Annotated in this window: 29 protein-coding genes, 1 pseudogene and 1 riboswitch; of the genes and pseudogenes, 14 read left to right on the top strand and 16 right to left on the bottom strand. The window is 70.7% G+C overall.

The window, feature by feature from the left end:
* Nucleotides 1–77 precede the first annotated feature (77 nt).
* Entirely contained in the window at nt 78–980 is a 903-nt protein-coding gene (locus CKY28_RS12415) for a hypothetical protein (protein ID WP_095998701.1), read from the top strand.
* Here the strand turns inward: CKY28_RS12415 and CKY28_RS18730 are convergent.
* Complete coding sequence (locus CKY28_RS18730; protein WP_095998700.1) at nt 951–1,535, bottom strand: OmpA family protein; 585 nt, start codon at nt 1,533–1,535, stop codon at nt 951–953. The genes CKY28_RS12415 and CKY28_RS18730 overlap by 30 nt on opposite strands.
* A 32-nt stretch (nt 1,536–1,567) precedes the next feature.
* A complete protein-coding gene (locus CKY28_RS18725) occupies nt 1,568–2,512 on the bottom strand; it encodes a hypothetical protein (RefSeq protein ID WP_176473081.1) in 945 nt (314 codons plus the stop codon).
* A gap of 155 nt (nt 2,513–2,667) precedes the next feature.
* On the opposite strand from CKY28_RS18725, the gene CKY28_RS12400 reads away from it, so the two are divergent.
* From CKY28_RS12400 to CKY28_RS12390, 3 genes are read left to right on the top strand one after another with little or no spacing between them, the layout of a single operon-like run.
* The gene (locus tag CKY28_RS12400; protein ID WP_095998698.1) at nt 2,668–3,336 is read left to right on the top strand and encodes a vWA domain-containing protein; all 669 of its coding nucleotides are present in this window, start codon (nt 2,668–2,670) and stop codon (nt 3,334–3,336) included.
* Nucleotides 3,246–4,103 carry a PP2C family serine/threonine-protein phosphatase gene (locus tag CKY28_RS12395; RefSeq protein WP_095998697.1) on the top strand — a complete coding sequence of 286 codons (858 nt, stop codon included), beginning with the start codon at nt 3,246–3,248 and terminating at the stop codon, nt 4,101–4,103. Before CKY28_RS12400 ends, CKY28_RS12395 begins: the two co-directional genes overlap by 91 nt.
* Nucleotides 4,100–5,110 carry a hypothetical protein gene (locus CKY28_RS12390; RefSeq protein WP_095998696.1) on the top strand — a complete coding sequence of 337 codons (1,011 nt, stop codon included), beginning with the start codon at nt 4,100–4,102 and terminating at the stop codon, nt 5,108–5,110. The genes CKY28_RS12395 and CKY28_RS12390 overlap by 4 nt, the downstream gene beginning before the upstream one ends.
* On the opposite strand, the gene CKY28_RS12385 is transcribed toward CKY28_RS12390, so the two are convergent.
* Entirely contained in the window at nt 5,107–6,042 is a 936-nt protein-coding gene (locus CKY28_RS12385; RefSeq protein ID WP_095998695.1) for a ribose-phosphate pyrophosphokinase, read from the bottom strand. The genes CKY28_RS12390 and CKY28_RS12385 overlap by 4 nt on opposite strands.
* Nucleotides 6,043–6,151: 109 nt before the next feature.
* Here CKY28_RS12385 and CKY28_RS12380 point away from each other — a divergent pair, with 109 nt between their 5' ends.
* The 4 genes from CKY28_RS12380 to CKY28_RS12365 are packed head-to-tail and all read left to right on the top strand — an operon-like array spanning nt 6,152 to nt 8,590.
* Complete coding sequence (locus tag CKY28_RS12380) at nt 6,152–6,418, top strand: type II toxin-antitoxin system Phd/YefM family antitoxin (protein WP_095998694.1); 267 nt, start codon at nt 6,152–6,154, stop codon at nt 6,416–6,418.
* The gene (locus CKY28_RS12375; protein ID WP_176473080.1) at nt 6,394–6,828 is read left to right on the top strand and encodes a type II toxin-antitoxin system VapC family toxin; all 435 of its coding nucleotides are present in this window, start codon (nt 6,394–6,396) and stop codon (nt 6,826–6,828) included. Before CKY28_RS12380 ends, CKY28_RS12375 begins: the two co-directional genes overlap by 25 nt.
* Nucleotides 6,829–6,833: 5 nt before the next feature.
* Entirely contained in the window at nt 6,834–8,159 is a 1,326-nt protein-coding gene (gene gltX, locus CKY28_RS12370; RefSeq protein ID WP_095999208.1) for a glutamate--tRNA ligase, read from the top strand.
* A complete protein-coding gene (locus tag CKY28_RS12365) occupies nt 8,156–8,590 on the top strand; it encodes a DUF1810 domain-containing protein (protein ID WP_095998692.1) in 435 nt (144 codons plus the stop codon). Before gltX ends, CKY28_RS12365 begins: the two co-directional genes overlap by 4 nt.
* Here CKY28_RS12365 and CKY28_RS12360 read toward each other — a convergent pair.
* The 3 genes from CKY28_RS12360 to CKY28_RS18305 all read right to left on the bottom strand — a co-directional run bounded on the left by CKY28_RS12360 (nt 8,559) and on the right by CKY28_RS18305 (nt 10,595).
* A complete protein-coding gene (locus CKY28_RS12360) occupies nt 8,559–9,074 on the bottom strand; it encodes a YciE/YciF ferroxidase family protein (RefSeq protein WP_095998691.1) in 516 nt (171 codons plus the stop codon). The genes CKY28_RS12365 and CKY28_RS12360 overlap by 32 nt on opposite strands.
* A 62-nt stretch (nt 9,075–9,136) precedes the next feature.
* Nucleotides 9,137–10,015: an OmpA family protein gene (locus tag CKY28_RS12355; RefSeq protein ID WP_095998690.1), complete on the bottom strand. Its 879-nt coding sequence runs from the start codon at nt 10,013–10,015 to the stop codon at nt 9,137–9,139.
* Nucleotides 10,016–10,058: 43 nt separating this feature from the next.
* The gene (locus CKY28_RS18305) at nt 10,059–10,595 is read right to left on the bottom strand and encodes a DUF3833 family protein (RefSeq protein WP_176473079.1); all 537 of its coding nucleotides are present in this window, start codon (nt 10,593–10,595) and stop codon (nt 10,059–10,061) included.
* 106 nt (nt 10,596–10,701) lie between these two features.
* Between CKY28_RS18305 and CKY28_RS12345 the strand changes: the two genes are divergently transcribed.
* Nucleotides 10,702–11,394, top strand: a complete 693-nt coding sequence (locus tag CKY28_RS12345) for an endonuclease III domain-containing protein (RefSeq protein ID WP_176473078.1) — start codon at nt 10,702–10,704, stop codon at nt 11,392–11,394.
* On the opposite strand, the gene CKY28_RS12340 is transcribed toward CKY28_RS12345, so the two are convergent.
* Nucleotides 11,384–11,887 carry a 2'-5' RNA ligase family protein gene (locus tag CKY28_RS12340; protein WP_095998687.1) on the bottom strand — a complete coding sequence of 168 codons (504 nt, stop codon included), beginning with the start codon at nt 11,885–11,887 and terminating at the stop codon, nt 11,384–11,386. The two genes, CKY28_RS12345 and CKY28_RS12340, sit on opposite strands and share 11 nt — an antisense overlap.
* Before the next feature lie 100 nt (nt 11,888–11,987).
* Between CKY28_RS12340 and CKY28_RS12335 the strand changes: the two genes are divergently transcribed.
* Complete coding sequence (locus tag CKY28_RS12335; protein ID WP_095998686.1) at nt 11,988–12,266, top strand: hypothetical protein; 279 nt, start codon at nt 11,988–11,990, stop codon at nt 12,264–12,266.
* A 179-nt stretch (nt 12,267–12,445) separates the two neighbouring features.
* Here CKY28_RS12335 and CKY28_RS12330 read toward each other — a convergent pair whose 3' ends face one another.
* Complete coding sequence (locus tag CKY28_RS12330; RefSeq protein WP_245841829.1) at nt 12,446–12,754, bottom strand: terminase small subunit; 309 nt, start codon at nt 12,752–12,754, stop codon at nt 12,446–12,448.
* 127 nt (nt 12,755–12,881) lie between these two features.
* Here CKY28_RS12330 and CKY28_RS18720 point away from each other — a divergent pair, with 127 nt between their 5' ends.
* Entirely contained in the window at nt 12,882–13,037 is a 156-nt protein-coding gene (locus tag CKY28_RS18720; RefSeq protein ID WP_176473077.1) for a hypothetical protein, read from the top strand.
* An 84-nt stretch (nt 13,038–13,121) separates the two neighbouring features.
* The gene (locus CKY28_RS12325) at nt 13,122–13,553 is read left to right on the top strand and encodes a pyridoxamine 5'-phosphate oxidase family protein (RefSeq protein ID WP_095998685.1); all 432 of its coding nucleotides are present in this window, start codon (nt 13,122–13,124) and stop codon (nt 13,551–13,553) included.
* Here CKY28_RS12325 and CKY28_RS12320 read toward each other — a convergent pair.
* From CKY28_RS12320 to CKY28_RS12295, 6 genes and pseudogenes are all read right to left on the bottom strand, one after another.
* Nucleotides 13,550–13,945: pseudogene (locus tag CKY28_RS12320) on the bottom strand (VOC family protein). The gene CKY28_RS12325 and the pseudogene CKY28_RS12320 sit on opposite strands and share 4 nt — an antisense overlap.
* Nucleotides 13,942–14,427 (bottom strand): GNAT family N-acetyltransferase, encoded by a 486-nt coding sequence (locus tag CKY28_RS12315; RefSeq protein WP_095998684.1) that lies wholly within the window; start codon nt 14,425–14,427, stop codon nt 13,942–13,944. Before CKY28_RS12315 ends, CKY28_RS12320 begins: the two are co-directional and overlap by 4 nt.
* An 861-nt stretch (nt 14,428–15,288) precedes the next feature.
* Nucleotides 15,289–15,924 (bottom strand): NYN domain-containing protein, encoded by a 636-nt coding sequence (locus tag CKY28_RS12310; RefSeq protein WP_095998683.1) that lies wholly within the window; start codon nt 15,922–15,924, stop codon nt 15,289–15,291.
* Nucleotides 15,925–16,064: 140 nt separating this feature from the next.
* Nucleotides 16,065–17,912 carry a phosphomethylpyrimidine synthase ThiC gene (gene thiC, locus CKY28_RS12305; RefSeq protein WP_095998682.1) on the bottom strand — a complete coding sequence of 616 codons (1,848 nt, stop codon included), beginning with the start codon at nt 17,910–17,912 and terminating at the stop codon, nt 16,065–16,067.
* 43 nt (nt 17,913–17,955) lie between these two features.
* A riboswitch (TPP riboswitch) is annotated at nt 17,956–18,046 on the bottom strand.
* A 103-nt stretch (nt 18,047–18,149) separates the two neighbouring features.
* Entirely contained in the window at nt 18,150–19,190 is a 1,041-nt protein-coding gene (locus CKY28_RS12300; protein ID WP_095998681.1) for a ferritin-like domain-containing protein, read from the bottom strand.
* A gap of 17 nt (nt 19,191–19,207) precedes the next feature.
* Nucleotides 19,208–20,176 carry a ferritin-like domain-containing protein gene (locus tag CKY28_RS12295; protein ID WP_095998680.1) on the bottom strand — a complete coding sequence of 323 codons (969 nt, stop codon included), beginning with the start codon at nt 20,174–20,176 and terminating at the stop codon, nt 19,208–19,210.
* 156 nt (nt 20,177–20,332) lie between these two features.
* Here CKY28_RS12295 and CKY28_RS12290 point away from each other — a divergent pair, with 156 nt between their 5' ends.
* Entirely contained in the window at nt 20,333–20,917 is a 585-nt protein-coding gene (locus tag CKY28_RS12290) for a sigma-70 family RNA polymerase sigma factor (protein ID WP_095998679.1), read from the top strand.
* Complete coding sequence (locus CKY28_RS12285) at nt 20,907–21,623, top strand: anti-sigma factor (protein ID WP_095998678.1); 717 nt, start codon at nt 20,907–20,909, stop codon at nt 21,621–21,623. Before CKY28_RS12290 ends, CKY28_RS12285 begins: the two co-directional genes overlap by 11 nt.
* 93 nt (nt 21,624–21,716) lie before the next feature.
* Here CKY28_RS12285 and CKY28_RS12280 read toward each other — a convergent pair whose 3' ends face one another.
* Together CKY28_RS12280 and CKY28_RS12275 are read right to left on the bottom strand one after the other, a co-directional pair.
* Entirely contained in the window at nt 21,717–22,139 is a 423-nt protein-coding gene (locus CKY28_RS12280) for a DUF2141 domain-containing protein (protein ID WP_095999207.1), read from the bottom strand.
* Nucleotides 22,072–22,827 (bottom strand): sterol desaturase family protein, encoded by a 756-nt coding sequence (locus CKY28_RS12275; protein WP_176473119.1) that lies wholly within the window; start codon nt 22,825–22,827, stop codon nt 22,072–22,074. Before CKY28_RS12275 ends, CKY28_RS12280 begins: the two co-directional genes overlap by 68 nt.
* Nucleotides 22,828–22,883 lie beyond the last annotated feature (56 nt).

The raw sequence follows: 22,883 nt of genomic DNA, 5'->3' as shown, positions 1-22,883 counted from the left end.
ACCTTCCAATAGCAGCGCAGCAGCGTCCGCCCTCGCCGCCTCAGCCCCCCATCGCTTCCAGACCGTCGGTGCCTCGGATGGGGAGCGAACGGGTCGGTGCGCTGCGTCGCGCCGCGGTGCTCGACCTGTTCCGCCACTGCTTCCCCGACCCGCCGCCCGACGCAATCTGGCCGTTCGTCGAGGACGGCACGGACGTGGGCGCGGGCGTCGAGCGGTTCCTCCGCGCGCTCGGCGGCGATCCCGCGAGCGGTCCCAATCCCGGTGCCCTGCTCCGGGTCGAGCACCGCATTCCCGACGGCCAAGCGGCCGCGTCCTGGCGGTCGGAGCTGCTCTCGGGCGACCGGTCGCGCGTCGAGGCGGCGCTCGCCGCGCTCGCTCGTGCTCCTGCGCCCGTGCCCGACTGGCCCGCCGCGCGGTCGCTCGCACGGGCACGGATGGGCAGCCGGGCCGGACTGGTGCTGGAGGAGGCGGCGCATGCGGCGGCGGAGCAGCGTCGCGTCCGGCGATCGCTGGCGCGGTGCTGGCCGGAGCGCTGGATCGCGAGTCGAGCGGGCGAGCGGATCACGGCGCTGACGGTCGAGCAGGACGAGGCGGAGGCGCGGCTGCTCGAGTCGCTCTCCGCGGGCGGGGCCGACGCGCCGCACCACCTCGCGAGGTTGGAGCGGGCCAATGCCGAGCTGGCCGCGCTTGAACGCGCGGCGCTCGCGGCCCGGCCGACCGACCCGCCGCCGGCGCCCGCCACGACGGGCGACGCGGCCACGGGCGGCGGCGAACTCGCGCAGCTTTCCCAAGCGCTCGACGCCGCGACCAGCGCGACGGATGCGCGGGAGGCGTGGCGGGCGTTCCGCTGGCGGCATCATCCGGCCAGGCCTGGGCTGGACGCGGCGGCGCGGGCGCGCGCGGGGCAGCTCGGCCGAGCGGCCAACCGCGCTCTCGACCGTTGGGAGGCGTCAGCGCGCCTCGGCGGCCGGTCGCCTTAGCCGCAACTCTATCCGGCGTCGGCGGCGCTCGTCGGCGGCGCTGGCGCCGTCCGTCACGACGTCGCCTGGTTTGACCAGCGGGCCGGCGGAGAGCGGAATGATCGTATACCTATCGTCCAGCCCCGCCTCGCGCAGCGCCCGCGCCACCGCGACGGCGCGCGCCATGCCGAGCCCCACATTGTCCGAGGAGACCGGCTCGCGCGTGCGGGCGCCCGAGAGCCAGGGGATGAGCGCCGCGTCCAGATCACCCCGCATCCGCCCGGACAGAGGCATCTCGTCCGTGTGCCCGATCACCTCGATGATGGGGGCCTCATAGCGGTCCGACAGCTCGCGCAGCCGCGGAGCGGCGGCGGTGCGCAGCGCCCGCGCGAACGCCGGCCCGATCTCGGCCGATCCGGTCGGGAAGGTATAGCCGTCGGCCTCGCTTAAGGTGACGATCGGCGGCTGCTCGGTGGGTCCGCGCAGGCTCGCGACGTAGAGCGTCAGCATGAGCGAGGCGAACAGCCCTCCGGTCAAGAGGAGGTAGATCGTCTCCTGCCCGATCTGGAGGTACAACGCGCTGCCGCCTCGCCGGGCGCGGCCTGCGTTCACGGGACGGAGGCCCGTTGGAGAACGGGTCCGCGCGTCGCGACGAACCGCTCGACGGAGGCGGTGAGGTCGTTCAGCGCGGCGAACAGCTCGGCCGTCTCCGCCGCCCCCGCCCGCGCCCTGCTCAGCTCGTCCGCGAGGCCGGCCATGTCGCCGGCGCCCCCCCGCGCGGCATCCGCCAGCGCCGCGATCGGCCGGCGCGCGCCGTCGAGGTCGGCGGCGAAGCGTGCTCCGGCGCCGTCCACCTCGCCTATGAAGCGCTTGGCGCCGGCCTCGAGCAGGCCGGAGAACTGCGAGGCCCCCATGTCGAGCGTCGGCGCCACCCGTCCCGTCGCGTCCGCGACGTCCGAAAGGTGGCGCGACAGTTCCGGCCCGAGCCGTGCCGTCGCCGCGGCGGCGTCGCCCACCGCCTGACCGAGGTCCACGGCGGCGGCGCGCACCGCGTCCAGCGTCGCGGCCAGGCGGACGGCGGCCGCCGTGGCGGCGTCCAGCTCGTCGGCCGGCCCGCGCTCGCGCCCGTGCTCGGCGGAGAAGTTGCGCAGGAGCACGGCCACGACCGGCGCGACCCCGGCCGCCGCCAGCCCGAGCGCGAACGGCCGCCCCAGCTCGCCCACCGTGCCCAGGTCGAAGCGCAACCCTTCCCCCGCGAGCGCGAAAGCGCGGTAGATCGCCACGACCAAGCCCAGGATGAGCGCCAGAACGCCGAACGCCACGATCGTCTCGGCCGCGACCGCGGAGTCGAACGCGCCTTCGCTCGCCCGGTGCGCCCGGACCGCCAGGAGGGCCAGCGAGAAGATGATGCCGAAGTTGCAGCCGACCAGCCAATAGGGATCGAAGCCGGCCAGCGCCTGGGCGACGTGGACCCCCACGCTGGCGAACAGCGCCAAGATCGTAGCAGCCTCGTAGCGGCGGATCGCGACCGCCGCCTCCGTTCCGTCCCCCATCGTCGCCCCTTGCTCGCCGGCCCGAGTGTCGGCGAGCCGCAGCCGCCCGAAAAGGAGCGTTACATCCGTTTCGGAGCAATCGGTCCCGCCCACCCGTTGCGCACCGTCTCCCGTCCGGAAACCATGCCGCTCCACGAATAGGGGAAAAGAGCGTCATGGGGTTCGAGCAGGTTCCGCTGCGCGCGGGCGAGGACGAGTTCTTCCGCAACGCGGAGCCGCGTTGCCCGGTGGTGCTGTTGCTCGACAACTCCCAGTCGATGAGCGGCCCTCGGCTCGACGGCCTCAACGCCGGGCTGCAGCTGTTCCGCGACGAGCTGCTCGGCGATGAGTTGGCGCGCAAACGGGTGGAGGTGGCCGTGGTCTCGTTCGGCCCCGTCGAGACCGTGTCCGACTTCCAAGGCGCGGAGGACTTCGTCGCGCCGCGCCTGCCGGTCGGCGGCCTGACCCCGATGGGCGAGGCGATCGAGCGCGGGCTGGACATGATCGAGCAGCGCAAGCGCGTCTACCGCGACAACGCAATCAAGTACTACCGCCCCTGGATGTTCCTGATCACCGACGGGTCCCCGACCGACGACTGGGCCAGGGCGGCGCAGATGGTGCGCGAGAAGTCGGAGCGGAAGGCGCTCAGCTTCTTCGCGGTAGGCGTGGAGGACGCCGACATGGCGACGCTGGCGCGCATTTCGGTACGCCCGCCCGTCCACCTGAACGGCCTGAAGTTTCAGGAGCTGTTCAGCTGGCTGTCGAGCTCGCTGCAGACGGTGTCCAAGTCGCGGACCGACGACGAGCACATCCCGCTTCAGAAGCCCGACTGGGGCAGCGTCTGACCCCCGCGGCGCATTCGTGGCGTTGGGCCGGCGCGCGGGCGGTCGGAACGTCGCATCTCGCTTCGGGCACGCCGTGCCAAGACGCGGTCGCGGCGCGGGAGGTGGTGGGCCCGACCGGCCCCGTCCTCGTGGCCGCCGTGGCGGACGGCGCGGGCTCGGCGCGTTGGGCCGGCGAAGGCGCGCGCGCGACGGCCCGCGGCTTCGTGCGCGCGGCGGCCGAGCACATCGCGGCGGCCGGCGACCTGCCGAGCGAGGAGCGATGCCGCGAGTGGGTCGAGCGGATCCGCGGCGAGATCGCGGAGCTGGCGGAAGCGAAGGGCGATAAGCCACGCGAGTTCGCCGCGACGTTGGTGGCGGCGCTGGTCGCGGCGGATGCGGCGGTGATCGCCCATGTCGGCGACGGCGCCGCCGTGGTCGATCAAGGCGACGGCTGGGAGGCGGCGAGCTGGCCGGCCGGCGGCGAATATGCGGGGACGACCTATTTCGTGACGGACCGGCCGCGGCCCCGATTGGTCGTGAACCGGCTCGATCGCCCGATCGCCGCGCTGGCGCTGTTTAGCGACGGGATCGAGGCGCTGGTACTCGACGAGACGGCGCGCCGTCCCCACCCGCGCTTCTTCGACGAGATGTTCGCCGTGATGCGCGCCGGCGAGGCTGCGGGATGCGACCGGGATCTTTCCCGGTCCTTAGGCCGGTACCTACGCCGGGACGCGCTGAACGCGCTGACCCACGACGACAAGTCGCTCGTGCTCGCCGTTCGGCGATGAGGCCGGGCGAGCGCGTCCGGGCGGGCGGACAGGTGCTGGTGCTCGGCCGTTCACTCGGGCGCGGCGGGGAGGGCGAGGCGTTCGAGCTCGAGGGACGGCCCGATCTCGCGGTCAAGGTCTACCACGAGGACAAGCGCGCGACCCGCATGACGAAGATCACGGCGATGGTCGACCAGCGGCTGGCCGACCGGTCGAGCCTCGCCGCGTTTCCGATCGACTTGGTCCTATCGGCGGGCGGCACGTTCCTGGGCTTCACGATGCGGCGCGTCCGCGGCCACCAGCCCGTCCACCGGCTCTGGGGACCGGCGGACCGTTGGGCCACGTTCCCCGGCGCGACCTTCGCGACGCTGGTCCGCGTCGCGGCCAACGTGGCGCGGGCGGTCGCGAGCGTCCACTACGCGGGCGGCGTGATCGGCGACATCAACCAGTCGGGAGTGCTCGTATCGGATCAGGCCACCGTGGCGCTGATCGACGCGGACTCCTTTCAGATCCGCCACGGCGCCGACCGCTTCCTGTGTGGCGTCTTCACGGAGGAGTATACCCCGCCCGAGCTGGCCGGGCGCGCGTTCGGCAGGGAGGAGCGCAGCCGCAACCACGACGCGTTCGGGGTCGCGGCGATCGCGTTCCAGCTCCTCTTCCTGGGACGCCGGCCTTACGAGGGCCGCGCCACGACGCCAGACATCGATCTGGACCATGCAGTCGCCGGCCACCGCTTCGCGTACAGCCGGCGGCGCGATACCGGCTTGACGCCGCCGCGCCACATGCCGACGCTGAGTGACCTCCCGCCCGTGCTCGCGGACGCGTTCGAGGACGCCTTCGCACCCGTCGCGGCGCTCGGCCTGCGCCCTCGGCCGCTCGATTGGGCGGAGCTGCTCGCGCAGTTCGAGGGCGAGCTGATCGGGTGCGCCCACCGAGCGGAGCACCGGTTCCACCCGACGGCCGGCGATTGCACTTGGTGCAGGGTGCGATCGACGACCGGCGCTGAGATGTTCCCGCCGGCGACCTAGTCGAAGAGACTGCTCACGCTGGTCTCGTCCGCGATCCGCTTGATCGCCTCCGCCAGCAGCGGCGCGATGGGCAGATGGCGGATGCGCTTGGCAGCCTCGATCGACTCGTGGTTGCCGATCGAGTCGGTGATGACCAGCTCCGACAACGCCGAGCCCTCGACGCGGGCGACCGCGCCGCCCGACAGCACGCCGTGCGTCACATAGGCGACGACGTCCTCCGCCCCCGCCTCCCTGAGCGCGGCCGCCGCGTTGCAGAGCGTGCCGGCCGAGTCGACGATGTCGTCGACCAGGATGCAGAAGCGGCCCTCCACGTCGCCGATGATGTTCATCACCTCCGACTCGCCCGCGCGTTCGCGACGCTTGTCGACGATGGCGAGCGGGGCGTTGCGGAGCCGCTTGGCGAGCACGCGCGCGCGCACCACGCCGCCCACGTCGGGCGAGACGACCATCAAGTTCCGGTCTTGCCACCGCGCCAGTATGTCCGCCGACATGACGGGCGCGGCATAGAGATTGTCGGTGGGGATGTCGAAGAAGCCCTGGATCTGGCCGGCGTGGAGGTCGACCGACAGCACGCGGTGCGCGCCCGCAGTGGTGATGAGGTTGGCGACGAGCTTGGCAGAGATGGGCGTGCGCGGCCCCGGCTTACGGTCCTGACGGGCGTATCCCATGTACGGCAGCACGGCGGTGATCCGCTTCGCCGACGCGCGGCGGAGCGCGTCGATGATGATCAGGAGCTCCATGAGGTTGTCGTTCGCCGGATAGCCCGTCGACTGGATCACGAACACGTCCTCACCGCGGACGTTCTCGCCGATCTCGACGAAGATCTCCTCGTCGGCGAAGCGCCGCACCAGGGCGTCGGCGAGCGGCAGCTCGAGATAGTCGGCGATGGCGCGGGCCAAAGGCAGATTCGAGTTGCCGGTAATCAGCTTCATGTACGTTACTCCCGGCGGGCTCCTTAGCCCGGCAGTTGCGGCACGCAACCGATGAAGGTTGCGGGGCTACGGTATTCCGGCTAATTTTCTGGCCAGAAAGGAATGCGCCGTGCGCCACGTGCCCATCGCCGAGTTCAAGGACCGGCTCTCCGAATATGTCGCCGCCGCAGAGGCGGGCGAGGAGGTGGTCATCACGCGCCACGGCCGCACGGTCGCGCGGCTGGTCGCGCCGGAGGAGCCGCAGGAGGATGTCGTCGCGCGGCGGCGCGCCGTTCTGGCGAACATGGCGCGGTTACGCGAGGAGCTGCGCGCCAGGGGATTTCCTGCAGCCACGCCCGAGGAAATCCGCGAGTGGATCAACGAAGGGCGGCCCTGACCCTCGTGTTGGTGGTCGATTGTTCAATCGTCGGACCGCTGGCGCTGGCCGACGAGCCTGCATTGTCCGAGCGGGTCACGGACGCCCTGTCGCACAAGCCGTTGATCGCTCCCGCGCACTGGCCGTTGGAGGTCATGAACATGCTCCATGTGGCTGAACGACGCGGACGGCTCGACCGACTAGGCCGCGACGCGGCGGCGCGTCAGATACGCGACTTGGCGGTGACCGTCCGAACCGACACGGGCGACTTCGCCTGGACGGAGGCGTCGCGGCTGGCGGACCTGCACGGGCTCACGATCTACGACGCCGCCTATCTGGAACTCGCGATCCGGTTGCGTGCGTCGCTGGCCACCCGCGACGGCGACCTGATCGTCGCCGCCCGCGCCGAGAACGTCCCCGTCCTGATTTGACCGAGATGACCGTCACCACACGCTTCGCCCCCTCGCCCACCGGCCGGCTCCATGTCGGCAACATCCGCACCGCGCTCCACAACTGGCTGCTGGCGCGCAAGGAAGGTGGGCGCTTCCTGCTCCGCATCGACGACACGGACGCGGAGCGGTCGGAGGAGCGGTTCGTGGACGCGATTCGGGCGGACCTCGACTGGCTGGGGCTGACGCCCGACGGCGAGGTCAGGCAGTCGGAGCGCTTCGCGCTGTACGAGGCGCGGTTCGAGGAGCTGCGCAGCCGGGGGCGCATCTACCCGTGCTACGAGACCGCGCAGGAGCTGGAGCTGAAGCGCAAGATCCAGCTCGGGCGCGGGCTGCCGCCGGTGTACGACCGCGCGGCGCTGAAGCTGACCGACGCGGAGCGGGCGAAGCTGGAGGCGGAGGGCGTCAGGCCGCACTGGCGGTTCAAGCTCGCGCACGACGCCCCGATCGGCTGGGACGACCTGGTGCAGGGCCACAAGGCGTTCGACCCCAGGACGATGAGCGATCCCGTGGTGCGGCGCGCGGACGGGTCGTGGTTGTACATGCTGCCCTCGGCGGTGGACGACATCGACTTGGGCGTCAGCCACGTCGTGCGCGGCGAGGATCATGTGTCCAACACTGCGCTGCAGCTGCAGATGTTCGAGGCGATGGGCGCGGAGCCGCCCCACTTCGCGCATTCGGCGCTGTTGACGGGGGCGGAAGGCAAGCTGTCCAAACGGTTGGGGTCGCTCGGCGTCGACCATTTCCGCGAGGAAGGGATCGAGCCGGAGGCGGTGCGCGCGCTGCTGGCGCGGTTGGGGACGAGCGACCCGGTGGAGCCGTTCGTCGAGCCGGAGCCGCTGGTCGCGGGCTTCGACTTCGCGCGGTTCGGGCGGGCGCCGGCGCGGTTCGACGAGGCGGAGCTGAAAGGGGTGAACGCCCGGATCGTGCACCAGCTGCCGTTCGAGCGGGTCCGCGACCGGCTGCCAGCGGGTATGGGCGAGGCGGAGTGGCTCGCCGTGCGACCCAACCTGCACACGGTCGCCGAGGCGGCGGAGTGGTGGCGGGTGATCGAAGGGCCGGTAGACGCGAGCGTGCCGGAGGAGGACCGCGGCTATCTGGCGGAGGCGGCGCAAGCGGCGGGCGCCATCGACTGGGCCGACGACCCCTGGCACGCGCTCACCGGGCGGCTCAAGGAGCGGACGGGGCGCAAGGGCCGCGCACTGTTCCTGCCGCTCAGGCTGGCGCTGACGGGGCGAGCCGAGGGGCCGGACATGGCGGCGCTCCTGCCGCTCATCGGGCGGGAGCGGGCGGTCGAGCGGCTGCGCGCATGAGCTTGGAGCGGTTCGTCCGGGCGCAAGAGGGCGTGTACGATCGGGCGCTCGCGGAGCTGCGGTGCGGACGGAAGGAGAGCCACTGGATGTGGTTCGTCTTTCCGCAGATCGCCGGGCTCGGGCGGTCGGAGACGGCGCGGCACTACGCGATCGCCGACTTGGCCGAGGCGCGGGCGTATCTGCAGCACCCGGTGCTGGGGCCGCGGCTGGTGGAAGCGGCGGAGGCGGTGGCCGCCGCGCCCGGCTCGGCGGAGAGCGTCTTGGGACCGATCGACGCGATCAAGCTCCGGTCGTCGATGACGCTGTTCGAGGCGGCGGCGGACGACCCGGCCCCGTTCCGGGCCGCGCTCGACCGCTTCTTCGGCGGCCAGCGCGACCCGGAGACGACCCGGCGGCTACTTACGCCGTCGCCATCTCGGCGCGCTGATTGACCTTGGCTTCGGCCATGGCCGTCAGCTTGGCGTCCGTCGCCTTTTCCTCGGCGAGGTTCTCGGCGAGCACGGCGGCGCAGTCCTCGCGGCCGAGCTGCTTGGCCCAGGCGATCAGCGTGCCGTAGCGGGTAATCTCGTAATGCTCGACGGCCTGCGCCGAGGCGAGGAGCGCTGCGTCGAGGACCTGCTTGTCGTCGATGTCGCCCGAGAGCTCGTTTGCTTCCTTGATGATGCCGTCGATGGCGGGGCAGGTCACCGCCTTCTTCTTGGCCCCGTGCATTTCGAACACGCGCTCGAGGCGCTTGATCTGGCCTTCGGTCTCGGTGAGGTGCTGCTCGAACCCGCTCTTGAGCTGCGGGTCGGTGGCAAGCCCGATCATCTTGGGGAGCGCCTTGGTGATCTGGTTCTCGGCGTAGTAGATGTCCTGCAGCGTGTGGACGAACAGGTCGTCGAGCGTGTGGATGTCCTTGGTGAACAGGCCCATGTGCTTCACTCCGATGCTAAGTGGGTCCCGGCGTTAACGCACGGTATTCACATAGGTTTCTCTCAGAGCGCGGTGACGACGAGCTCCGTCCGACGGTTCTCCGCCTGGCCGGCCGCGGTGGCGTTGGTCGCGGCGGGAGCGCCCTCGCCGCCCGACGCCGTTTCGATGCGGTCGCGCGGCACGCCATTGCCCGCCAGCAGGCCAGCGACCGCCTCCGCGCGCTGCAGCCCTAGGTCGGCGTTGGCGGGGGCGGATCCGCGGGCGTCGGCGAAGCCCACCACGCGGACGCGGGCGTTGGGGAAGGCCTGGAGCACCTGGCCGACCGACGCGATCGCCGGGATCTCGGCGGCAAGGACCTCCGCGGAGCCGGTGTCGAAGTGGATGCGCTCGAACTGGAAGGAGCGGCCGGCCTGGACGTCCGGCGTCGCGAGATAGTTGCGCAGCTGCAGCGCGAGCGAATCGGGCGCGAGCTGGAGCTGGCGACCGTTGGGCAGCTGGACGGGGAGCGGCGCTCCGGCGGCGGCGGGCGAGACGGGGCCGGGCTCGATCTGGGCGGGCGCGGTGATCGTCTCCTCTTCGCGATCGGTCGTGCGGCAATAGGCGAGCGCGAGTGAGGCGAGGAGCAGGAAGAGGCCCAGCGCCCAGTAGAGCGCCGTCTTCGCCGTGCGCGGGGAGTGCGGATGGTGGGGATCGGGGTCGCCCGTCGCCTCCGCCAGCCGCTCGGCGAAACCGCCCAGCACGACGGACGCGGTCTCCGTCAGGTGGACGCGGTTCCCCTCCACGCGCTCAACGCGGCTCAGCATCAGCGCGCGGTCGCGGGCGTGGCCGGTCTCGTCGTGAAGGATGAAGCGGCCCGTCTCCACGTCGCGCACGGTCCCCACGCGCGCGCCGTCGGAGCCGACCACCTCCATGCCGTCCTTGATGCTGAAGCGGTCGACCATGCGCGCTGTCCTCTTATGGTTAGGACGGCGGAACGATGAGGAGTCAGGGCGTGTTCCCCGCAGGAGCGGCGGACGGCCTGGATCCGTATTTGCGGATCGTCTCGTCCACGCGCGCGACCACGACGCCGAAGCGCTTCACCGTCAGGCGGTTCTGCGCGGTGCGGCCGTCGGGGGACAAGGTCAGCCACTGCTCCACCTGCCCCGCGCCGCTGGGATAGCGGATGCGCAGCCGATTGCCGCTCGCCTCCGCGCGCACGGGTCCCGTCGCGTCGGTGAGCGTACCGGCATAGGTGGTCGGGCCGGTGCGGCGGATCTCCCAGCGACGGGTACGGGGCCGGCGGCCCTCCTCCTCGACGCGCTGGCGGAGCACCAGCGTGCCGTCGCGGCGCAGGCGGCCCGTGCCCTCGACGGTGAGCGAGCGCGGCTGATTCAAGACGATGTTGAGCTCGCCCGCGCCGCGCGTGCGGCCCTCGAAGAAGGTGATGGGATCGAAGCCGGGCGCGCCGGCGGTTACGGGCGGCGGCGAACCGGCGCAGGCGGCGAGCGCGAGCGCGAGGAGGGGCGTGGCGGCGCGAAGCATGGCGGTTCTCCCGATCGGTCTTGGCGGGCCGCATAGCATGGCGGCGGCATGGCGCGTAACCGGCGGGCGGTGGCGCACGTTTCCGCTCCGTTCTAAGGCGGACCGCATGCAGGGCGCGTTCGACTTCGCGGCGGCGGACCTCCGGCGGTGGCGCGACGCGCTCGTGCGGGCGTTCGGCCCGCCCCCGACGGGGCCGCGGCGCTCGCCGGTCGGGCAGCTGGTCAAGTCGATTCTGAGCGCCCGGACGCGCGACGCGGTGTCGGGGGCGGCATTTGACGCGCTGGTCGCGCGGTATCCGGACTGGCGGCGGGTCGCCGACGCGCCGGTCGGGGAGATCGCGGCGACGGTGGCGGAGGTCACCTTCGCCGAGGACAAGGCGGCGTATGTCCGGGCCGCGCTCCGGCGGGTCGGGCGCGAGCGGCCCGACTTCGACCTCGATTTCCTCCGCGAGCTGCCGCTGGCGGACGCGCTCGCCTGGCTCGAGCGGCTGCCGGGCGTGGGTCGCAAGGTCGCGGCGACGACGCTCAACGCGAGCACGCTCGACCGGCCGGTTGCGATCGTCGACACGCACGACCTGCGCGTGCTGGGCCGGCTCGGCTTCGTGCGTCCGGGAGCGGACGCGCGGGCGGCGAGCGAGGCGGTCACGGCGGCGATGCCGAACTGGTCGGGCGAGGAGTTCCTCCTGTTCCACCTGCTGCTCAAGCGGTTGGGGCAGGTGATCTGCCGCTGGGACACGCCCGAGTGCGGGCGCTGTCCGCTCCGGGAGGACTGTCCGACGGGCCGCGCGGTCACGGGGTGAGTGGCCAGCGGCCGAGGAGCTCGTGCCGGGCCTCGCCGACGACGCTCTCGACGAGCAGGTAGTCGTGCGCGGTCCAACTGACCACATCGACGGCGTGGGCCTGACGCGGGGCTTGTCCGTAGGCGAGCGTGACGTGCGGCCTGAACGCGTAGCGGCCGCCGAAGCCGTGGGCGGCGAGCAGCCGCGCGAGCGCGCGCTGGAAGCGGAGCACGCCGCGGATCGGCTCGCTGCCGTGGAGCACCAGCCGCTCGCCGTCGCCGCCGAGGCGATCCAGCGCGACGCGGAATGGGGGCGCCCGGAAGCGATCGAGCAGGCGCCGGAGCCGGTCGAGCTCGGACCCGGCGAAGGCCGCGCGGTCGCCGAGCGGGCGCATCGTCATGTGCAGGAGGTCCGGGCGGCGGGTCGGGCCGAACGCGGCGTGCAGGTGGTCGGCGAGCGGCGGGGGCGGCTTGATCATGACGTAGAGCGGACGCGGCGCGACTCGGAAGGGCATGGGCGCAGGCTACCGGGCCGCCCGGCGAGTCGCCACCGGCGGGAACCGGCGCGCGGGCTCGGCGATTGAGACGCGACCGAAACGGAGACAGGGGTTGACGATGAAGTTCGTGATCAAGGGCCTGGGCGCGGCGGGCTTGCTGGCGCTGGCGGCGTGCGGGCAGAACGCCGACGACAAGGCGGCGGAGAATATCGAGGCGATGACCGAGAACCGCGCCGACCAGCTCGAAGCCCAGGCGGACGCCGCGGGCAACGAACAGGTCGAGGACGCGCTGGAGGACCGCGCCGAGAACGTCAGCGAGATGGGCGAGGAGGCCGCGGAGAAGGCCGACGACAGCGACGACGCCCGGGTGGAGAACCAGGTCGCGAACGCGCTCTGACGCGGCACGCGGCCGGCGTTGTCGACGGCCCCCAAGATGTTGACGGCGGTTGTCGCGTGAAACTTTCCGGGCGCTCGGCGGCGGCGAAGCGCCCGTGAAGCGCCCGCGACGCGCCAGGTAGGCGACGGCGGCGCGCCAGGTACGCGTCGCGGCCGCGCCTCCGGCGCGACGGACGCGCATCACGGCCGCGCCGCCGGCGCGCCGCTCGGGCCGCGCGGTCGCGCCGGGGACGCGCCGTCTTCCGCTTGCGCGGCGAACGGGTCGGCCATGCGCTGCGCGTGGACGGCGAGCGCCTGATCCCAGAGCCGGTCGAAGGTCGTGCCGGCGAGGCGCGTGCGTAGGCGGTGCGCGCTCGACCGCGACATCCCCGCCGCCCGCGCCGCGCGCGAAACGCTGCCGGTTTCGAGGAGGGCGGCGAGGAAAATGCGCTGCTTGGCGGGGGTCCACTGGGCGCGGACGGCGGACGGGGCGTGGGTCGGATCATTCATGGACCATGATGGAACATAGGTCGAACGTTGTAGGAAAGCAATTTCTCGCGTGCGGCGCGCCAGCCCTGCCGTTCGGGCCGGATCGGTGCTATACTGCCGTCCGAGCGGGCAACCCAGGAGAGGGGTCATGCAACGGCACGGCGACGAGTGGCGGCTCAACGAGGACGAGGCGAGCGGCGGCACCCGAGGGCACGGGGTGCGATACGTGCTGATCGTGGGCTTGCTCCTCGCGATCCTGGCGATGAGCGCGGCGTGGATCATGCCGGCGCTCGGCAACGGCTGAGCGAAGCCGATCTGTCGGCCGGCGCCCCTGCGGAGCGCGGGAACCGGTTGATGCGTTGGCGCCGTGCAACCACGGGAGCCCCGCATGACCAAGACGCTGGCCGAATTGTCGGAGAAGCTGCGCGCGATCGACTACTGCACCTTGTCGACCCGCACGGAGGGCGGCGCGATCGCCGGGCGACCGATGAGCAACAACGCGCAGGTGGAAGGCGACCTCGACGCCTATTTCTTCTCGAGCGGCGACGCGCGCACCGTCCGCGACATCGAGGCCGACGCGCATGTGGGCCTGGCGTACCAGGGCAAGGCGGGCCTGATCGGGCAGCGGCCCTTCTTCGTGACGGTCGAGGGCGAAGCGGAGCTGATCCGCGACACCTCGCGTTTCGAGCGGCACTGGACGAAGGACGTGGAGCGCTACTTCCCGGATGGGATCGACACGCCGGGGCTGACGCTGATCAAGGTCCACGCGGTGCGCGCGCACTATTGGGACGGCGAGGAGGAAGGGGAGCTGAAGGTCTAGGCGAACTCCACCAGGTCCCACAAATTTCCGTACAGGTCGCGGAACACGGCCACCGTGCCGTAACCGTGCGTGGCGGGTGGACGCACCCACTCGACGCCGGCCTCCGTCAGCCGCGCATGGTCGCGCGCGAAGTCGTCGGTGGCGAGGAACAGGAACACGCGCCCGCCCGCCTGGTCGCCGACGAAGCGCGCCTGCTCGGGCTTGGCGGCGCGGGCGAGGAGGATGGTGGTCGCGTCGGGCGCAGCACTCGGCGGGCGGATCGTGACTCAACGCTTGTTCTGTTCCGGCTGGGCCGTGTCCTCGACGAGCGTGAAGCCGAGGCGGCCGACATAATAGGCGAGCGCCTCGTCATAGTCGCGGACGAGGAGCGCGACGTGGGCGAGCCGGTTCACGCGCCTGGCTGGTCGAGAGCATAGCGCATCGCGACGTCGCAGCGGGCGTAAGCGCCGCCGTAACGGGCCATGATGTCGGCGTCGTGGACGAAGCCGGCGCGCTCGTAGAGGTGGATCGCCGCCTCGCACTTGCGGCTGGTGAGCAGGTAGAGCGTGCGGATGCCGGGCAGCGCCCGCGCCTGCTCGATCAGCGCGGCGAGCAGCGCCGCCCCCGCCCCGGTCCCGCGGGCTTGGGCGGTGACGCCCATTTTGGTGAGCTCGACCACGCCCGGCTCGGTCGGCATCAGCGCGCCCGTGCCGATCACCTGGCCCGCGTCGTCGGCGACGAACAGGATCACCCCGCCCCGATCGACGATCGCCTCGCGCGGGTGGGAGAGGACGTGGCGGTCATGGTCCTCCAGCACGAACATGTCGCGGATCCACGCCTCGTTGATGGCGCGGAACGCAGGCGCGAGGGCGTCGGTGTAGGGGAGGATGCGCATGGGGACGACGTAGCCGAAGCTATCCGGTCCTGCTATCCTGACCGGCTGTGCAGGCCTGCGCAGCGCCGCATGGACGCTAGCCGTGAGCCGGAGCCGCAAGAAGTCGCCTTACACGGGTTACACCACCGCGCGAAGTGACCAGCCTTGGAAAGCGAAGGCGGCGCGCGCCTTCCGTCATGCAGCGGCTCAGGGCTTACACTTGGATCCCGAGGGTGCGATGCTGCTGGTCAAGCGTTGGGCCAGCGTGAATCCCTGGGATGCGCCGAAAGATGGCAAGCAGCGGCTGCCGGATGTCGGGTCCAAGTGGCTGCGGAAATAAGGTATGCGGGATTCACTCTCGAGCATCAGCAGCCCAAACTGCTCAAGCAGGATCTGACGGGTTGGTGGTCGGGCAGATCACCGGCAAGCGCTGACTGATATACCGCGTGCGCTGATCAGATAAGGCGCAGGGGCCGGAGGTGCTCTCGCATTATAATCTGTATCGGATTGACCACTGCCTTCTTAGCAATGGTCGGGTGAGAGTGCTTGACACTTTCAAAGGTTCTAAGTAGCCGGGAATCGGCGGTCGTCGTCACTTTTTCCTGCTGACCCCTGCGTTCAAGCAACTGGGGCGCATGGGGTGTCCCAGAGCCCGGGGCTCTCACCCCGGACTGCAGGAGAACTGGCATGCGTATCGTATGCAGTTGGCCGAAGGCTGTCTCGGTGACGGACTACCTTCGGTTTCGACTCGGCAAGTGGGAGCATGTTTGCTCTCATTGTCGATCGTATCCCAGCCGGTAACGCGGTTTTGTGATTAACTGGACGACGATCGCCACTCTTAAATGCCATTCGCTCCAACAATGCAAGCGAGTTCTACGAGGGCTACTTCCATCCGTTTGGCTTCGTGATCTGCTTGCCTGTGGCACCTATGACAGTGTCAGGAAACTGCGCTTTGGCGAGACGAGCCGGCGTAACATGACGCACAAAGGAAGCCCATCGAGCCAAGCGGCGGTTCGGCTCGCGGCCGTCTAGACAGACCAAACCTACGGCTTTTTGCAGCTCTTGTGAGACGATCCGAAGTGACTCCTCGAGATCCGTATCTTGTGAGTAGACAAGTGCCGCATCAAAGCGATCATGCCACGCGTCGTTCAGCAGATGGGTAGCTAAGTTAACGTCCGACCCCTTCTCCTCGGTATCATTCACCTCAATTTTTACGTGGGGCGACCAAAGTGGGTGAGCGACTGGTCGCCACTTTGTCCTTGCCATGAAGCGCCCATAGTGGATGTGCAAATCTGGGACTGTGCCGAGTGCGCTGAGGTAGAGCTGCTGACGACGCGGCGACTCCGGATCTCCGGCCCGTGGGCTGATTCGAGCCGTGAAATATCGGATGCCGAGTATCTCATCGGCCTCATCTAACAGCTCACGACTAAGTGCCTGAAGATCAACCCACTTGTGCGGGCCTTTGCGGAGAGCGCGGTAGTACAGATTGAAACCATCCACATACACCCAAACCCGCATTTACATCTCCGGATACGGCAAGGGCCGCACAGGCTTACGCCTGGCGGCCCTTGAACTGACAGCACGCTGTCAGCGAGTATGGCGGATTACGTAGTGCGGCGTTTCCTAAGATACAATGGATTTTTCTCGCTGTTGTTCCATCACTCCGCTGCCGGCAGGTAAACTTCCCCGCCCTTTTCCCTAAACCGCTCCGCCATCTCACCCATCCCTCGCTCTACCTCTTTGGCGGCGAGGAACGTGTCCGCCGGCGCGTTCTGCTTCGCGGCGAAGTCGCGGACCTCCTGCGTGATCTTCATGGAGCAGAACTTCGGGCCGCACATGGAGCAGAAATGCGCGGTCTTGGCGCCTTCCGCGGGGAGCGTCTGGTCGTGGTACGCCTCGGCCGTGTCGGGGTCGAGCGACAGGTTGAACTGGTCGCGCCAGCGGAACTCGAAGCGGGCGCGGCTCAATGCGTCGTCGCGCAGGCGCGCGGCGGGGTGGCCCTTAGCGAGGTCGGCGGCGTGGGCAGCGAGCTTGTAGGTGACGACGCCCGTCTTCACGTCGTCGCGGTCGGGCAGGCCCAGATGCTCCTTGGGCGTGACGTAGCAGAGCATCGCCGTGCCGTACCAGCCGATCATGGCCGCGCCGATGCCGCTGGTGATGTGGTCGTAGCCGGGCGCGATGTCGGTGGTGAGCGGCCCGAGCGTGTAGAAGGGCGCCTCGCCGCAGGCCTCCAGCTGCTTGTCCATGTTCTCCTTAATGAGGTGCATGGGCACGTGGCCGGGGCCCTCAATCATGACCTGGACGTCCCGGGCCAAGGCGCGCTTGGTGAGCTCGCCCAGCGTGTAGAGCTCCGCGAACTGCGCCTCGTCGTTGGCGTCGGCGATCGAGCCGGGGCGGAGACCGTCACCTAGCGAATATGCAATGTCATACGCCTTCATGATCTCCGTGATCTCGTCGAAGCGCTCGTAGAGGAAGCTCTCGCGGTGGTGCGCCAGGCACCATTTCGCCATGATGGAGCCGCCGCGGCTGACGATGCCCGTGACGCGCTTGGCGGTGAGGGGGACATAGGGGAGGCGCACGCCGGCGTGGATGGTGAAATAGTCGACGCCCTGCTCGGCTTGCTCGATGAGCGTGTCGCGGAACACCTCCCAGGTCAGGTCCTCGGCCACGCCGCCGACCTTCTCCAGCGCCTGGTAGATGGGGACGGTGCCGATCGGCACGGGCGAGTTCCGGATGATCCACTCGCGCGTGTCGTGGATGTTGCGGCCGGTAGACAGGTCCATGACGGTGTCCGCGCCCCAGCGGATCGCCCAGACGAGCTTGTCGACCTCCGACGCGACGTTCGAGGCGACCGCCGAGTTGCCGATATTGGCGTTGATCTTGACCAGGAAGTTGCGGCCGATCGCCATCGGCTCAGATTCGGGGTGATTGATGTTGTTGGGGATGATCGCGCGGCCGCGGGCGACCTCGTCGCGGACGAACTCGGGGGTGACGATGGGCGGGATGGCGGCGCCCCAGGAGTTCCCGCCCTGCGCCGCTTCCATGGCCTGCTCGCGGCCGAGGTTCTCGCGGGCGGCGACATACTCCATCTCGGGCGTGATGATGCCGCGGCGGGCGTAGTGCATCTGGGTGACGTTGCCGCCGGCGCGGGCGCGCAGTGGGCGGCGGTTGACGTTGGGGAACGGACGCACGCCGCCGGAACGGTCGGGGCCTAGCTGGCCGTTGTCCTCCGGGCGGACCTCGCGGGCATCGTACGCCTCCACGTCGCCGCGGCCCTCGATCCACCCGCGGCGCATGGGCGGCAGGCCGGCCATGATGTCGATGCGCGCGTCGGGGTCGGTATAGGGGCCGGACGTGTCGTAGACCCGGAGCGGCGGTTCGCCGGAGCCGGGCTCGAGGTGGATCTCGCGCATGGCGACGCGGTGGGGACCGACATGCACCTTCTTGGAGCCGCGGATCGGGCCCGTCGTGACGCCGATCTCGGTGCGGGCGGGGATGTCGGCCATGGTCACTCTCCTCTTGCTGGAGGGAGTACGGGCGGCCCGCCTCTCCCTCCCTACGCCGGTATGAGCCGGATCAGGTTCAGCGGGTCGAGGGCTCCTGCCCTCCTCTCAAGCGCGGAACGGCGCTCCCCCGGGGATGGGCGAGCGATACGCGCTTCGCGGGCGGCGCGCAAAAGAAAAGGGCCGCCCTCCCCTGTCGGAAAGGACGGCCCGCCCTCGTAGCGACCCGAGGGAGAGGGGTCAGCCCGTCGCGGTGGTGGAGCGGATGTTGCCGTTCACCCCGTTGGGGAAGAAGCCGCCGCCCGCGATGTTCGGGCCGGCCGCCAGATAGGCGATGTTGAGCACCTGGCTGGGCGAGCGCACGAAGGCGATCGCGTTGGCGTCGGCGTTGACGAGGTTGAGGTTGTCGGGGGTGCCGAGCCCCTGGTCGCGGTCGCCGCCCTGGTTCAGGAGGCCGGTGTTCGCCGTGCCGTCCAGCGTGTCGCGCGCGTCCGAGATGCGCTGGGCGTTCTGGAACACGTTGAGCGCAGGCGTCTGGATGCCCTTGGTGACGAGCGCGGTGCGGATCAGGCCGCTGTGGTAGCCTTCGACCGCGTGGATGCCCGCCGCCGCCTCGATAAAGGCGGGCGTGTTGAGGAACTGCACGCCGCCCATATACGCGTTCACGCCCACCTCCGCGAGCAGGAAGGCCGCGAGCAGGAAGTTCTCGTCGGTGGCGTAGGGGTCGAACACGCCCGTAGCCCCCACCACGCCCGCCGAGCGCGCCGCGGCGGTGAAGGCGCCGTTCGCGTCGCCGCCGATGTTGATCGCGGGCTGCGCCGCCACCGCCGACCCCAAGGTCCGGCGGATGAACTGGACGTGCAGCAGCTCGTCCTCGGCGAGCTCGCGGGCGTATTGGCGCACCACCGGGTCGGTGAAGTTCGCCTGGCGGCCGCCGACCGCGTCGCCCTGCGTGCCCGTCCCCGTGCGGAGGTTGGCGGGCAGGCCCTGGCCGGAGGTGGCGAAGAGGTAGAAGTTCGATTCGAGATATTCGAGCTGCAGCGCGAAGTTGAACACGTCCGCCTCCGACGGCGGCGCCGCCGCGGTGGGGCTGGGCGTGCCGGTCGGCGTCGGCTGAAGCGTGATGGCGGGCCCGTCGTCGTCGTCGCCGCACGACGACAGCAGGGTCATGCCGCCCGCCATGGCGGCGGCGCCGCCGGCGATGCGGAGGAAACGGCGGCGCTCCTCGCGCCGGTGCGCGCCGGCCTGAAGCACGGCGGAGATGGCGTCTTGATCGATCATTTCTCTCTCCACCCTGATCAGTTGGCCGCGCTGGCGCGGATGTTGCCGTTCACGCCGTTCGGGAAGAAGCCGCCGGCGGTCGCCGCGGCGCGGTTCAGGTACACGATGTTGAGCACCTGGCCCGGCGTGCGGGAGAAGGCCTGGCCGTCGGCGTTGACGGGCACGATGTTGGACGTGTCGCCCAGCGTCGTGGTGCGGGGCGCCACGCCCTGGTCGCGGTCGTCGGCGCCGTCGAGCGAGTCGCGCGCGTTGGAGATGCGCTCGCTGTTCTCGATCGTTCCCAGCGACGGCGTCTGCACGCCCAGCTGATAGAGCGTGGTCCGGATGATCGCGGAATGGTACGCCTCCACGGCCAGGATGCCCGCCGCGGCCTGCAGGAAGGTCTTGTTGGTGATGAGCGGCGAACCGCCCTTATAAGCCGTGACGCCCACGTCCTCGAAGATGAACGCGCCGAGCAGGAAGCTGATGTCGTCCGCGTACGGATCGAAGTTCGCGCCGTTCGGCACGCCCGCCGCCGTCGCCGCCGCGGCGAACGGACCGCCCGGGCCGCCGCGGATGTCGATCGCGGGCTGCGCCACCGCGGCCGCGCCCAGCGCCGTGCGCAGGAACGCCACGTGCGCGGCCTCGTCGGCGGCGATCTCGCGGGCGTATTGCCGGATGACGGGGCTGCTGAACGGCACCTGGCGTCCACCCTGGACCGCACCCTGCGTGCCCGTGCCGGTCAGCTGGTTGGCGGGCAGGCCCGTGCCGTTGAAGGCGAACAGGTAGAACTGCGCCTCAAGATATTCGAGGTTGAGCGCGAAGTTGAGCACGTCAACCTCGGTGGGCGCGGCCTGCGCGTTCGCCCCGGTCGAGAAGGAGAGCGCGGACGCGCCGGATCCGGTAACGGCCGCGGCCTTCAGCACCGTCCTGAAAAAGTCGCGGCGCTCGTCGCGGCGCTTCGCGCGCGCCTCCAACGTTTCGATCAGATCGGCACTTTCCGGCATGGTGGACTCCCCTTTCGCGACGAGGCGCTCTAGCCGCGCGCCGTTCGGCCGCGGACAGAAACAGATACGAACGGCTGCGGGAAAGGATGCATGACGTCACAAGCACTTGCCGAACGCCGTTGCCGCACGTTCAAACGGCGGCTAGCGTAGTCGGGCATGGCGTCCGCCCCAGCTTCCACCACCGCGCCCGACGCCGCCCGCGCGCGGTTGGTCGAGGCGATCGTCGCCACGGGCGGCGAGGACCGGGCGGCGTTCCAACGCCTCTACCGCCTGACCCGCGCGAAGCTTTTCGGCATCTGCCTCCGTATCTGCGGCACCAGGGAGGCCGCGGAAGACGTGCTGCAGGACGTGTACCTCATCATCTGGCGGCGCGCGGGCGGGTACGAGCCCGGGCGCGCGAGCCCGATCACCTGGCTCGCCACCATCGCGCGCAACCGGGCGATCGACTGGCGGCGCGCCAACCCCGTGCGCGCCGCGGCGGGCGTGGAGGAGGCGGCGGACGTCGCCGACGCGCGGCCCGACGCGGCGGCGGGCATGCTCGACGCGGAAGAAGGGCGCCGGCTGCACCTCTGCCTGGACCAGCTGGAGCCCCCGCAGCGCGAGACGATCCGCACCGCCTTTTTCGGCGGGGTGACCTATGCCGAGCTCGCCGACCGGCGCGGCGTGCCGTTGGGCACGATGAAGAGCTGGATACGGCGCGGGCTCCTGCGCCTTCGCGACTGCCTGCGCGATGACGCCTGAGGAGCGCTCGGTCCTCGCCGGCGAGTTCGCGCTGGGCGTGCTGGACGGGCCGGAGCGTGCGCAAGCGCTGCGGCTGCTCGTCGCCGATCCGGGCTTCGCACGCGAGGTGGAGCGGTGGCGCGAGCATTTCGCGGTCTGGTTCGCCGAGTTCGGTGAGGTGGAGCCCGACCCGGGACTGGAGGAGCGGATCTTGGGCGCGCTGCCGGGCGGGGCGGCGAACGACGACGCCGGCCGCGCGGTCCGCTTGTGGCGCGCGGTCGCGGGCGGGGCGTCGCTGGCGGCGGCGGGCCTGCTCGCCGCGCTGCTGCTCCAGCCGGAGCGCGCCGCGCCGCCGGCTCCGCCCCGTCCCGCACCGGCCGCGCCCGCGCCGTTGGTCGCCGCGCTCGACCCGACGCCGGACGCGGGCGGAACGCTCGACGCGCCGCTCGCGGCGGTGTTCGACCGGGCGACGGGCACGCTGACGCTGGCGTCGGCGGTGGACGTCCCCGCAGGTCGCGCGGCGGAGCTGTGGACGATCGCCGGCGACGGCGTGCCGCGCTCGCTGGGCGTGCTAGGCACGGGCAATCGGCTGACGGTCAGGCCCGAGGCGCGCGGGCGGCTGGCGGCGGGCGTGGTACTGGCGGTCTCGGTGGAGCCGCCGGGCGGGTCGCCCACGGGCTCGCCGACGGGGCCGGTGGTGGCTACGGGGGCGCTGTCGGCGGTTTAGGGCGGCCGTTCACGCGAAGGCGCGAACGGATTTCCTCTTCCTTGTCCCTTCGCGTCTTTGCGCGAACGACTTCCGACGCCGGCGTTCCGCCGGTCAGAGCATGTAGCGGAGCCGGACCTGTTGCTTGTTCGCCTCACCGGTCACCGCGAAGCGCGCGGCGTCGAAGCGCGGCGGGCCGAAGCGGATGGCGGGGTTGCGCGAGAAGCCGAAGCCTTCGGTGGGCACGCCCGCGAAGGTGTCGAGGCGCTTGTTGCCGTTCTCGTCGTGCATCACCGCGGCGGCGTAGGCGCCCGGCGGCAGGCCCTCGAGCGTCAGCGTGCGCGTGTTCGCGGGCACGTTGCGCTTCACCGCGCGGATGTCGCCGTGGCATTTGGGGAAGCTCTGGCTGTCGGCGGTGACGCAGACGCGGACCACGCCCTTGTCGGAGCGTAGGCCGGAGACCTCGACGTCAAGCCGCCCGACCGGCGTCGCGCCCCCCAGCGTCCACGCGACCGCCCCTAGCGCCAGCACGCGCATGCTCGCGCGCGAAGTCGCCCACGCCCTCGTCCGTGCCGCACAACCGATCCCAGAACCGGAAATAGAGCCCATAATTGCACCCGTACCGCTCATGGTGCCTCTGGTGGTGCGACGCGGTGATGAGCCAGCCCCCCAGCCGGCCGCGCCACATCCACTGGGGAAACACCTCCCACCCCATGTGGTTGGTGACACCCATAACCGTCATCACGGTTAAAACGAAACCCAGCGCCCCCCAGTGGATCGGAATCAGGAACACCAGTGTCGGAATCACCACAGCGCCCGTGAGCGCCTCGAGGGGGTGAAAGGCCATGGCGGCCCAGGCGGTGGGCGGGCGGCTCCGGTGGTGGACGGCGTGGGCGAGCCTGAAGGGACCTGGCCGGTGCATCCAGCGATGCGTCCAGTAGAACCAGCTGTCGTGCGCGAAGAGGTACAGGAACACCGACATGGGCAGCCACCAGAGCGGGTAGGCGTCGAGGTCCGTGTAGATCCTGGTCCAGCCCTGGGTCCGCCAGCCCCACATGACGACGCCCGCGGGTACGCCGTAGATCGCAGCGGATGCGAGGCTCCAGCCGATCTCGCGGCGCATCTGCCGGTCGAGCCCGGCATAGAGGCCGGGATGCCGCGCGCTCGTCAGCCAGGCGAAGCCGCCGGAAACGAGGAGGTACCGCACGCCTACGATCAGCGTCATGGACGCGGCGGCTAGGAGGAGGGCCGGAAGCACGGCGCCGTCTATAGGGCGGAAGA

The sequence above is a fragment of the Sphingomonas lenta genome (genome assembly GCF_002288825.1).
GTDB lineage: Bacteria > Pseudomonadota > Alphaproteobacteria > Sphingomonadales > Sphingomonadaceae > Sphingomonas > Sphingomonas lenta.
The sequence above is the reverse complement of the archived record's forward strand: the minus strand, read 5'-3'. Positions and strand labels throughout refer to the sequence as shown.